Consider the following 11,363-nt stretch of genomic DNA (forward strand, 5'->3'; position numbering starts at 1 on the left):
TTGGGGAGGAAAACAACATGGAAATCTTCAAATACATGGAACAATACGATTATGAGCAATTGCTATTTTGCCAAGACAAAGAATCAGGATTAAAAGCGATTATCGCGATTCATGATACAACGCTCGGACCGGCATTAGGCGGTACGCGCATGTGGATGTATGAATCGGAGGAAGCAGCGATTGAAGATGCGCTTCGCCTTGCACGCGGCATGACATACAAAAACGCAGCAGCCGGCCTCAACCTTGGCGGCGGGAAAACGGTCATTATCGGCGACCCACGCAAAGATAAAAACGAAGCGATGTTCCGTGCGTTCGGTCGCTTCATCCAAGGCTTAAACGGCCGCTATATTACAGCGGAGGACGTTGGCACAACGGTTGCGGACATGGACATTATTTACCAAGAAACAGATTATGTCACAGGCATTTCGCCGGAGTTCGGTTCGTCCGGCAATCCATCTCCGGTGACGGCATATGGCGTCTATCGCGGCATGAAAGCAGCGGTAAAAGAAGCGTTTGGCAGCGATTCGTTGGAAGGAAAAACGATTGCGGTTCAAGGCGTCGGCAACGTTGCGTACAACTTATGCCGCCACCTTCATGAAGAAGGGGCGAAACTGATCGTCACAGACATTAACAAAGAAGCGGTACAGCGCGTTGTCGAACAATTTGGCGCGAAAGCGGTCGATCCAAACGATATTTACGGCGTAGATTGCGATATTTTCGCTCCTTGTGCGCTTGGCGGGATTATTAACGACCAAACGATTCCGCAATTGAAAGCAAAAGTAATTGCAGGGGCAGCCAACAACCAATTGCGCGAAGCAAGACACGGCGATATTATTCACGAAATGGGAATCGTGTATGCGCCTGACTATGTGATCAATGCAGGCGGTGTCATCAACGTGGCGGACGAATTATATGGCTACAACCGTGAACGTGCAATGAAAAAAGTAGAGCAAATTTACAATAACATTGAAAAAGTATTGGAAATCGCGAAACGCGACAACATTCCGACATATAAAGCAGCGGACCGTTTGGCAGAAGAACGCATTGAAACGATGCGCAAATCGCGCAGCCAATTTTTGCAAAACGGCCATCACATTTTAAGCCGTCGTCGCGGCCGCTAAAAATGAAGAATGAAAGCGGGAATAATCATTCTCGCTTTCACTATAAAAATGGAGGTTGGAATCTTGCAGGAGAAGGAGTTTCGCATTTTAGTTATTAATCCAGGATCAACTTCAACCAAAATCGGTGTATTTGACAATGAACGTTCCATTTTTGAAAAAACGATTCGCCATGATACGGAACAGTTGCAACAATATAAATCGATCATTGACCAATACGAATTTCGCAAGGAAACGATTTTAGGTGCGCTTGATGAAGAAGGGATTAACATTTCGAAATTAAGCGCCGTTTGCGGCCGCGGAGGGCTATTGCGTCCGATTGAAGGGGGCACATACCGTGTAAATGAACAAATGTTAGCTGATTTGCGCAAAGGTTATGCCGGCCAGCACGCTTCCAATCTCGGCGGCATTTTAGCTCACGAAATCGCCTCTGCGCTCAACATTCCAGCGTTTATCGTCGACCCGGTTGTCGTTGATGAGCTCGATCCGATTGCGCGCATTTCCGGCTTTGCTCTTATCGAGCGGAAAAGCATTTTCCACGCCTTGAATCAAAAAGCGGTCGCTCGCCGTGTGGCGAAACAGCTCCGAAAAAAATATGAGGAACTAAACTTAATTGTTGCACATATGGGCGGTGGGATTACGGTTGGCGCGCACAAACAAGGCCGCGTTGTCGACGTCAACAATGGCTTGGACGGCGAAGGGCCATTCAGCCCAGAAAGAGCCGGGACAGTGCCGGCAGGAGACCTCGTTTCGTTATGTTTTTCAGGGGAATATTATCGGGAAGAAATCATGAAAATGCTCGTTGGCGAAGGCGGATTAGTCGGCTATCTTGGCACGAACGATGCGGTTAAAGTAGAGAAAATGATTGAAGACGGCGATGAAAAGGCGAAGCTCGTTTATAGCGCCATGGCTTATCAAGTGGCGAAAGAAATCGGGGCAGCAAGTACTGTTTTGGCCGGAAAAGTCGATGCGATCGTGTTAACCGGCGGGCTTGCTTACGGAAAAGGGTTTGTGAAAGAAATTGCCGACCGTGTAAAATGGATTGCAGAGGTTATTGTTCATCCGGGCGAAAACGAACTGCAAGCTCTTGCAGAAGGAGCGTTGCGCGTTTTACGCGGCGAGGAAAAAGCAAAAGAATACCCGGGGAATTTCGTTACAACGAATATGAAGTAGAAGGGAGAGGAACAAAATGGCAAAAGAGTACGATCTCGTCATATTAGGCGGCGGCACAGGCGGCTATGTAGCGGCGATTCGTGCAGCACAATTAGGCTTAAAAACAGCCGTTGTCGAAAAAGGAAAGCTCGGCGGAACGTGCTTGCATGCAGGCTGTATTCCGAGCAAAGCGTTGCTTCGCAGTGCAGAAGTGTACGCGCAAACGAAAGAAAGCGAAAAGTTTGGCGTGCTTGCTAGCGATGTAAAATTAGATTTTCCGAAAGTGCAAGCGCGCAAAAGAAGCATCGTTGAGCAATTACATAAAGGCGTTCAACATTTAATGAAAAAAGGGAAAATCGATGTATACGAAGGAACAGGACGCATTTTAGGCCCTTCGATTTTCTCGCCGATGCCGGGAACCATTTCGGTCGAAATGAACAACGGCAGCGAAAATGAAATGCTTGTTCCGAAAAACGTCATTATCGCAACAGGTTCGCGTCCGCGCACATTGCTAGGACTTGACATTGACGGACAATTCGTGATCACTTCTGACGAGGCGTTGCAATTAGAAACGCTTCCGGCATCGATCATTATCGTTGGCGGCGGCGTCATCGGAATCGAATGGGCTTCGATGCTCCATGATTTTGGTGTACAAGTAACCGTACTTGAATATGCTGACCACATTTTGCCGACGGAAGACCGCGACGTTTCAAAAGAAGTAGAAAAAGTATTAAAACAGCGCGGAATCAACATCGTCACAAGCGCCAAAGTATTGCCTGAAACGCTTGAAAAAGGAAACGGCGTGACGATTAAAGCGGAACATAAAGGAGAACAAAAAGCGTTTACAGCGGAAAAAATGCTTGTTTCGGTCGGCCGCCAAGCGAATATCGAAGGCATCGGTTTAGAAAATACAGATATTGTCGTGGAAAAAGGATTCATTCAAACAAATGAATTCTATCAAACGAAAGAATCGCATATTTATGCAATCGGCGACGTCATTGGCGGCTTGCAGCTTGCTCACGTAGCTTCACATGAAGGGATCGTCGCTGTCGAGCATATCGCCGGCCAAAACCCAGCGCCGATTGATTACACAATGATTTCAAAATGCGTATACAGCCGTCCGGAAGTCGCAAGCGTCGGTTTAACCGAAGACGAAGCAAAAGAAAAAGGCTATAACGTAAAAGTCGGCAAATTCCCGTTCAAAGCCATTGGAAAAGCGCTTGTATTTGGCGAAGCAGAAGGGTTTGTGAAAATTGTGGCGGATCAAGACACGAACGACTTGCTTGGCGTTCATATGGTTGGCCCTCATGTGACCGATATGATTTCAGAAGCAAGTCTTGCCCGCGTGTTAGATGCGACACCTTGGGAAGTGGCGCATACGATCCATCCGCATCCAACGTTATCAGAGGCGATGATGGAAGCAGCGTTAGCGGTCGATGGCAAAGCGATTCATTTTTAAGCGAATAAAGGGAGGTTTTTTCGATGGCAGAAAATCGTCATCAAGCGTTAGGCTTAAGCGATGAAACGGTATTGGAAATGTATGAAACGATGCTTTTAGCCCGAAAAATCGATGAGCGTATGTGGTTGTTAAACCGTGCAGGGAAAATCCCGTTTGTCATTTCTTGTCAAGGTCAAGAAGCAGCACAAGTTGGAGCGGCATTCGCATTAGACCGTACGAAAGACTACGTATTACCTTACTATCGCGACATGGGCGTCGTTTTGACGTTCGGTATGACGCCGACAGAATTGATGCTTTCCGCGTTTGCGAAAGCGGAAGATCCCAACTCTGGCGGCCGCCAAATGCCAGGTCACTTCGGGAAAAAGAAAAACCGCATCGTCACAGGTTCTTCGCCGGTTACGACGCAAGTGCCGCATGCGGTCGGATTTGCGTTGGCAGCGAAAATGGAAAAGAAAGACTTCGTCTCCTTTGTAACGTTCGGTGAAGGCTCTTCCAACCAAGGGGATTTCCACGAAGGAGCGAACTTTGCAGGCGTTCATAAATTGCCGGTCATTTTTATGTGCGAAAACAACAAATACGCAATTTCTGTCCCGATAAAAAAACAATTGGCGTGCGAAAAAGTGTCAGATCGCGCGATTGGTTACGGGATGCCTGGCTATACGGTCGATGGAAACGACCCGCTTGAAGTATACAAAGTTGTAAAAGAAGCAGCTGACCGTGCGCGCCGCGGCGAAGGTCCGACATTGATCGAAACGGTTTCTTATCGGCTAACGGCTCACTCTTCGGACGACGATGATCGCGTGTATCGTACGCCTGAGGAATTGGCGGAGGCGCGTGCGAAAGACCCGATTATTTCGTTTGCGAACTACTTAAAAGAAGTCGGCGTGTTAACAGGCCAACTTGAGAAAGAAATTCATGCCCGCGTCATGAAACAAGTAAACGAAGCGACCGATTACGCAGAAAAGGCACCATACGCAGAGCCTGAACATGCATTAAAGTACGTATACGCTGAGAAATAAGGGGGAACTATACATGCCAGTCATTTCGTATATTGATGCCGTTACGATGGCGATTCGTGAAGAAATGGAACGCGACCCGCGCGTCTTTGTACTGGGAGAGGACGTCGGAAAAAAAGGTGGAGTATTCAAAGCAACACAAGGATTGTATGAGCAATTTGGCGAAGAGCGCGTCATCGATACGCCGCTGGCGGAGTCGGCCATTGTCGGTGTGGGGATTGGCGCGGCAATGTACGGATTGCGTCCGATTGCGGAAATTCAATTCGCTGACTTTATTATGCCGGCGGTCAACCAAATTATTTCGGAAGCAGCACGGATTCGCTACCGCTCCAACAACGATTGGAACTGCCCGATCGTCATTCGTGCGCCATACGGCGGCGGCGTTCACGGCGCGCTTTACCACTCACAATCGGTTGAAGCCGTTTTCGCCAATCAGCCGGGGTTAAAAATTGTCATGCCATCGACTCCTTATGATGTCAAAGGATTGTTAAAAGCAGCGATTCGCGACGAAGATCCCGTCTTATTCTTCGAGCATAAACGCGCGTACCGCTTAATTAAAGGCGAAGTTCCTGAAGATGATTACGTGTTGCCAATCGGAAAAGCGGATGTCAAACGTGAAGGCGAAGACATTACCGTGATCACGTACGGTTTATGCGTGCACTTTGCGCTTCAAGCAGCAGAGCGCGTCGCGCAAGACGGCATTTCGGCACATGTATTAGATTTGCGCACCGTTTATCCGTTAGATAAAGAAGCGATCATCGAAGCGGCAAGCAAAACAGGAAAAGTGCTTCTTGTGACGGAAGACAACAAAGAAGGAAGCGTCATGAGCGAAGTCGCAGCGATTATTGCGGAACATTGTTTATTCGACTTAGATGCGCCAATTATGCGCCTTGCCGGTCCCGATGTTCCGGCGATGCCGTATGCGCCAACAATGGAAAAATTTTTCATGGTCAACCATGACAAAGTCGAAAAAGCAATGCGTGAATTAGCTGCGTTTTAATACGAAAAGCGGAGGCGAGCGCTTAACGCCGAAGGAAAATTTCCCGAAGGTGTTGCGAGCTGTGCTGGACAATAAGCAAAGCGGAGGCTGATGCCAAAACAAAAAACAGCCTCGATCCTCACGCAAGTTTAGCAGTTTTTAATCAAGATGGGAGGTCATCGATGTGGCAATTGAACAACTGACTATGCCTCAGCTAGGTGAAAGCGTCACAGAAGGTACGATCAGCAAATGGCTTGTTTCTGTCGGCGACAAAGTCAACAAATACGACCCGATTGCGGAAGTGATGACAGATAAAGTAAATGCAGAAATTCCTTCTTCTTTTACAGGCGTCATTAAAGAAATCATCGCCAAAGAAGGCGAAACATTGCCGGTCGGTACGGTCATTTGTACGATGGAAATAGAAGGAGAACTAGGAGCAGAACAAGCACAGCAAGAAGCAGCAAAAGCAGAAGTACCTGCACAAACAGAAGCTCGAGCTCAAGCGCCGAAAAAACAAGCAGGAGAACGAGGCCGCTATTCACCAGCTGTTCTTCGCTTAGCGCAAGAGCATAATATCGACCTTACGCAAGTACAAGGAACAGGATTGGGCGGCCGCATTACGCGCAAAGATTTGCTGAAATTAATCGAGTTCGGCCATATTCCAACGGCTGACCAAGCATCGGCGGCACAATCAGCGCAAGCTCAGTCAGCTGCTGCACCGGTGCCGAAAGCAGAAGCGCCTGTACAAGCAGCGCCAAAACAACAAGCAATTTCGAATGTTCCTATTCAAGCAGGCGACATCGAAATTCCAGTCACACCTGTTCGCAAAGCGATCGCAACGAATATGCTTCGCAGCAAACATGAAGCGCCGCACGCATGGACGATGGTCGAAGTCGATGTCACGAACTTAGTGGCGTACCGCGATTCAATTAAAGACGAATTTAAGAAACGCGAAGGCTTTAACTTAACATATTTTGCGTTCTTCATCAAAGCGGTGGCGCAAGCGCTAAAAGAATTTCCGCAAATCAACTCGATGTGGGCGGGCGATAAAATCGTTCAGAAAAAGGACATTAACATTTCGATTGCGGTTGCGACTGATGATGCGCTATTTGTTCCCGTCATTAAACATGCCGACGAAAAATCAATCAAAGGCATCGCCCGTGAAATTGCCGAGTTAGCGGCGAAAGTGCGCGCCGGCAAATTGCGCCCAGAAGATATGCAAGGCGGCACTTTTACCGTCAACAACACCGGTTCCTTCGGTTCCGTACAATCGATGGGCATTATCAACTATCCACAAGCAGCGATTTTGCAAGTCGAATCAATTGTTAAACGTCCCGTTGTCAAAGACGGCATGATCGCGATTCGCGACATGGTCAACTTATGCTTATCGCTTGACCATCGCGTCCTTGACGGCTTAATTTGCGGCCGCTTCTTAGCGCGCGTCAAAGAAATTTTAGAGAACATTTCAAAAGACAATACGCCGCTTTATTAATGCGAAACCCCCACTGCAACGTTGCAGTGGGGGGTGGCATATTTGGAGTTGTTGGATAGAGACATGTGTCACTTCGAACTCGGTGGAGTATAGGAAATCGCCTCATTGTTCTAGTTGAAACACTTTGATCCGTTCTTCTAGCTCTTGTGAAAGCTTCGTTAATTTATCAATAACAAGATCAACGTCTTGGACAGTTTGGTAAGATAAGAGATTCATATTTGTAATTAAGGAAACGTATTGTTTCGTAAATGTGCGAAACGAATAAAGGGTAGCGGTCATCTCATGTAATAATGCCACTAGCTGTTCTTTTTCGTGAAAATCGCTTTTTATTGATTCAATCATACCTAATATTTGGTTAGAATAATGGGCGAGTTTGCCACTGTACATATCGATTTCATGAAATATTTTTTCGGAATCGGCAGTAATGCTGCTCGATAGTTCATCGATCGTTTTAAGCGACGTATCCATCGTTTCGTTTAACAATGCCGATAAACTTACTAACGACTCTATTTCCTTTTTTACCTCGACAATTAATCCGCTAATATTTCTTGTCATATCGTTTAAATATTGAGCAATTAATCCCCATTCATTTTTCGTAAAAATGTGAAGAGATGTGGACAGATGTCCTTTAGAAATCGATTGGATATGTTGAGTAATCGCAGTTAACGGTTTTAAGTGATTTTTTGTAACGTTTTTCAAAATGATAAAGATCAAAATGGTCGAAACGATCAAAGAACTAATAAATATAAACATTAGTTTGTAATAAACGTACATTCCTTGGCTGTAATTTGCCACGATGGCTAAAACTCTGTTATTTTCGATTGGGACGTAAAATTTTGCATAGGAAACATCGTTTTTAGAAAACTGTACGCTTAAAATTTCATTTTTGTTCAACGCTTTTTTAAAAAAGTCACGGTCTTCACTTAATAGAAAGGTATGGCGTCCAAAAAGAACGGGTAAATCTCTCTGCGGTTCAACGACTTTATTTTTTTTGCCTTTTAACCAAGCAGGAACATTAATAACAGCGATTTCGACAATTTCATCTTGCGAACGGATAATTTTTTTAATGAGTTCCGCCGGTCCATGATCGTGAGTGAGACGATAAATTTCTTGATCTAAAATATATGGATTGATCATGAATGAAGTGGTTCCATCGTAATAATACGCATATTTATAATATTTGTCTTCCCACTCTGATTTTGAAATAGGGCCAGACCAAAAATTTTTAACATAATATCCTTTGCCAACGGTCACTTCTTTTCCAGCCATCAGTTGCTGAAAAGCTGTAAACCAATATCCCCAATTTTTGGAACTTAAACCGACTTCGTTAAGGTCAGAGGATTGAGCGACAACAATATCATCGCCCTTTTTTACAAACAATGATATATCGTAAACGCCCACTTCATTTTTTAGTCGAACTAACTCTTGACGTGTAATGTCGTCTATATTTTTGCCTTTCAGCTGTTTAGCGATCTCTTTAGATGCGCTTAACAGCTTCTGATCAATCAGCCTTTCAATCGTTTGTTGTGAATCATCAGCTGTAACCATCGCTTCTTTAATGATTTGTGATGTTTGTTTAATTTCGTTATATACCGCCTTTTCTAGCTGTTTTTTAGCTAAAAAATAGAATGCGCTAGAGAGTAGTACCGCTTTTAAAAAAAGAAGAATCGTTATTTGCATAAAAATTTGCTGAATGACCGTATTTTTTTTCATATGCTTCTTCCCCCGACCAACTTGTTATAAAACTATTAAAATTATACAATGATATTCGTTGATGATGCATGGACATCGATGAGTAATTTTATTTATCTAAGTATGAAAATAGTCCTAGTAGAAGCTGATTTTCACACTTTTACTAGACTAAAAAAAATATGGAACTAATAAAGATTACGAAAGCAAGTTTTCGAAAAATTATTACAACAGATAAAAAATATAGTAGGAATGATATAAAAAATATTGTATTACCCATGGTGCTAGTTGAGCGCTAGCGCTCAACTAGCCCGAGTGTTACAAGCGAATACACCAACAATATGCCATCTAGTGCCACTTCAAACCCTGAAATCGAATTAGCACGAATTTCTGTGATGCGATACTGGTCAACGAGGACAGAGAACACCGTTTCAATGACTTTCCGTTTTTGTTTTAGCCATCTCTCCCATGATGCTGATGGACGATGTTTCTGGTTTTTGCGAGATGGAGTCCAAAAGGCGATTTGGTACGCTTTATACAACTTTTTTTGCAATTCGCTACTGATAAATCCCTTGTCTCCCAAATTAAAGGGATGAGGAATTTGAGTCATGACGGTTTCAGCTGCGGTTCGATCGTGACAGGACGCCTCCGTTACCACGTATCCCATGGGCAGTCCTTGGTCGGTCACTTGAAGATGGAGCTTAAATCCATAGTACCACTGCTTTTTCGACGCACAAAGCCCGATGTCCGCGATTCCTTGAAATCGTTTGACACGGTACATTCTTGCGGCATGGCACAACTCGATCGGCATACTGTCTACGACCGCATAGGCGTGGTGCTGCCCACGTTTGGCTAGCTCATGGCGAATCCATTTGATCGCAAAGCGCAGCGCTCGACAACGACGATTGTAGCGAGAACGTTCGAGAAAATGTCCATCCGTAAACAAGTTCCCAGTCACAAAGCGATGCCATTCCCGTTCGGAAGAGAAGCCAAGCAGCTTTCCTAAAAGATGAATAGCAATGATCACCTCATCTTCTTGTTTCACCAAATGACGATTGCGGCGTTGAAGATAGAATTGAATTTGTGACAGCTGGGCAGAAACAAAAAAGAAAATGGCTGCATATTGTTTTTGAATCTTTGCTTGATCTGTAGTAAAATGAAAGTGCTCTTGCATGGGGATTCTCCTTTCGAATGTTGGATCGCACTTTCATTCTACAGGAGATCCACAAGCAAGGGCTATTTTTATGCTTACTCGATTTTATCTAGCACCACGAGTATTGTATTATATAAGCGTAACCCCGATAAAGGCAAACTTCGGGAAACCGAAGGACGCAAAGCTACAGGGGCTACGGTAGAGATTTCTACTATGCCAGCCAGCTACCGAAAGGAGGAGTCAAAATGAAAATGAAGTTGCGTTACTTCATTACAATGGCAGCACTTGCCGCAATGGCAATGGCTACTATTGTACCAAAACCATGGTTCTAAGCCGTGGGCGACACAAACGGGGGCTGTCTCATTGTTTATGGGATAGCCCTTTTTTGAAATATAAATGATGGCAATATTTATAATAAAGGAATGTGGAAAATGGTTTATTTTATTTTAACGGGAATTATTTTAGCTCTTGTTCGCAAAAAAAATCCTTTGACGGTTTTTACGGTCGAATTAAAAGCGCCTTTTTTGATGATTGGCTGCTTCGTAGTGCAACTAGGTTTGGCGTATTTGTCTTTAAAGAAAAACTTATATTATCCTGTCATTTTAAATATTACTTTTATTCTCATGCTCGTTAGTTTGTTTTTAAACCGCCAGTTGCCGGGAGTAAAATGGATTTTTTGGGGGGCGCTGCTCAACACGTTGGCGCTCATTTTGCATAACGGTTTTATGCCTGTATCGGAAACGGCGATGAAAATCGCCAACTTAGAAAATTTAAGTTTCGAAGGGGATTCGCGGCATCGTGGAATGGAACAATCTTTATTTTGGTGGCTTGGAGATTGGATTCCATTTTTTACGCCGATTGGTACGAATTATGTAATGAGCGTAGGCGATGTGTTCATTGGAATTGGTTTGATTGTTTTTATCGTTCAAAATTCGTTGAGAGGGCAGCGATCATGAAAGACAATAATTGGTATACTTTTACAATATTCACTATAGGGATTTTGTCAATTTTTTATATGATATCCCACCTTCATATCGACCGCTGGCTTGAGTTTCTCATTATCATTTTATTCATTTTTTGTTTAGATTTTTTCACAATTAAACTTCCAAGCGGAGACCAATATAACGGAAACATTGTTGGTCTCTTATATATATTATTCAAGTTCGATTGGGCAACAGCTTTGTTAGTGTTTTATTTTAGCGTATTGATTAATTACTGTAGTTGAGCAAATTTACTAACATAAATTTACATCCAAACAAAAAAGGAGACATGAACCCGACTCCTTGGTTAAAATAGATGTGCTAA

General features: G+C 44.2%; 9 protein-coding genes and 1 riboswitch. Of the genes, 7 read left to right on the forward strand and 2 right to left on the reverse strand.

What is annotated here, in order from left to right; all coding sequences use genetic code 11:
• The first annotated feature begins 17 nt into the window (after positions 1–17).
• From bcd to HNQ34_RS11545, 6 genes are all read left to right on the forward strand, one after another.
• Complete coding sequence (bcd, locus tag HNQ34_RS11520; protein ID WP_183254663.1) at positions 18–1,121, forward strand: branched-chain amino acid dehydrogenase; 1,104 nt, start codon at positions 18–20, stop codon at positions 1,119–1,121.
• A gap of 63 nt (positions 1,122–1,184) precedes the next feature.
• The gene (gene buk / locus HNQ34_RS11525) at positions 1,185–2,291 is read left to right on the forward strand and encodes a butyrate kinase (protein ID WP_183254665.1); all 1,107 of its coding nucleotides are present in this window, start codon (positions 1,185–1,187) and stop codon (positions 2,289–2,291) included.
• 16 nt (positions 2,292–2,307) lie between these two features.
• A complete protein-coding gene (lpdA, locus tag HNQ34_RS11530; protein WP_183254667.1) occupies positions 2,308–3,729 on the forward strand; it encodes a dihydrolipoyl dehydrogenase in 1,422 nt (473 codons plus the stop codon).
• Positions 3,730–3,752: 23 nt separating this feature from the next.
• Positions 3,753–4,748, forward strand: a complete 996-nt coding sequence (locus tag HNQ34_RS11535; protein ID WP_183254669.1) for a thiamine pyrophosphate-dependent dehydrogenase E1 component subunit alpha — start codon at positions 3,753–3,755, stop codon at positions 4,746–4,748.
• Positions 4,749–4,761: 13 nt separating this feature from the next.
• Entirely contained in the window at positions 4,762–5,745 is a 984-nt protein-coding gene (locus HNQ34_RS11540) for an alpha-ketoacid dehydrogenase subunit beta (protein WP_183254670.1), read from the forward strand.
• 163 nt (positions 5,746–5,908) lie between these two features.
• Entirely contained in the window at positions 5,909–7,216 is a 1,308-nt protein-coding gene (locus HNQ34_RS11545; RefSeq protein ID WP_183254672.1) for a dihydrolipoamide acetyltransferase family protein, read from the forward strand.
• 102 nt (positions 7,217–7,318) lie between these two features.
• Here HNQ34_RS11545 and HNQ34_RS11550 read toward each other — a convergent pair whose 3' ends face one another.
• On the reverse strand, positions 7,319–8,929 hold the full coding sequence (locus tag HNQ34_RS11550; RefSeq protein WP_183254674.1) for a HAMP domain-containing protein: 1,611 nt from the start codon (positions 8,927–8,929) through the stop codon (positions 7,319–7,321).
• A 271-nt stretch (positions 8,930–9,200) separates the two neighbouring features.
• A complete protein-coding gene (locus HNQ34_RS11555; protein WP_183254676.1) occupies positions 9,201–10,079 on the reverse strand; it encodes an IS982 family transposase in 879 nt (292 codons plus the stop codon).
• Positions 10,080–10,201: 122 nt separating this feature from the next.
• Positions 10,202–10,290, forward strand: a riboswitch (cyclic di-GMP riboswitch).
• A gap of 199 nt (positions 10,291–10,489) precedes the next feature.
• Between HNQ34_RS11555 and HNQ34_RS11560 the strand changes: the two genes are divergently transcribed.
• A complete protein-coding gene (locus tag HNQ34_RS11560) occupies positions 10,490–11,014 on the forward strand; it encodes a DUF5317 domain-containing protein (RefSeq protein ID WP_183254678.1) in 525 nt (174 codons plus the stop codon).
• The last annotated feature ends 349 nt before the right edge of the window (positions 11,015–11,363 follow it).

This window comes from Anoxybacteroides tepidamans (assembly GCF_014201465.1).
GTDB classification, from domain to species: Bacteria; Bacillota; Bacilli; order Bacillales; family Anoxybacillaceae; genus Anoxybacteroides; species Anoxybacteroides tepidamans.

Coding starts and splice junctions, on each gene's coding strand:
- HNQ34_RS11560 (WP_183254678.1), top strand. CDS start 10,490: ATGGTTTATTTTATTTTAACGGGAATTATTTTAGCTCTTGTTCGCAAA.
- HNQ34_RS11555 (WP_183254676.1), bottom strand. CDS start 10,079: ATGCAAGAGCACTTTCATTTTACTACAGATCAAGCAAAGATTCAAAAA.
- HNQ34_RS11535 (WP_183254669.1), top strand. CDS start 3,753: ATGGCAGAAAATCGTCATCAAGCGTTAGGCTTAAGCGATGAAACGGTA.
- bcd (WP_183254663.1), top strand. CDS start 18: ATGGAAATCTTCAAATACATGGAACAATACGATTATGAGCAATTGCTA.
- lpdA (WP_183254667.1), top strand. CDS start 2,308: ATGGCAAAAGAGTACGATCTCGTCATATTAGGCGGCGGCACAGGCGGC.
- HNQ34_RS11550 (WP_183254674.1), bottom strand. CDS start 8,929: ATGAAAAAAAATACGGTCATTCAGCAAATTTTTATGCAAATAACGATT.
- HNQ34_RS11540 (WP_183254670.1), top strand. CDS start 4,762: ATGCCAGTCATTTCGTATATTGATGCCGTTACGATGGCGATTCGTGAA.